This window comes from Psychrobacter sp. AOP5-GZ1-6 (assembly GCF_052376345.1).
Taxonomy (GTDB): domain Bacteria; phylum Pseudomonadota; class Gammaproteobacteria; order Pseudomonadales; family Moraxellaceae; genus Psychrobacter.
Genome location: NZ_JBQSVP010000401.1, coordinates 1 through 258, shown reverse-complemented (window position 1 = coordinate 258; position 258 = coordinate 1). Strand labels below are relative to the sequence as shown.

Here is a 258-nt window from a genome sequence, read left to right as displayed (position 1 = left end):
GTTGTTTCACTCTGATCAAGGCACCCATTACACTAGCAAGAAGTTTGCTGAATCTGTGGCAAGTTGTAATGGCATGAAGCAGAGCATGAGCCGAAAAGGTAACTGTTGGGACAACGCGCCAACTGAAAGGTTCTTCAGGAGCTTTAAAACAGAATGGATGCCAAAGGGCGGTTATGAGAATATTGCTGAAGCTCGGACTGCCATTATTGATTATATTTGGGGCTATTATCAGTCAGTGAGACCACACCGTTTTAATGA

Annotated in this window: 1 protein-coding gene; it reads left to right on the top strand. The window is 43.8% G+C overall.

The genetic code is table 11. From position 1 onward, the window contains the following. A partial coding sequence (locus ACT3RN_RS16365; protein WP_444518911.1) for an integrase core domain-containing protein occupies positions 1–258 on the top strand: 258 nt, incomplete at both ends.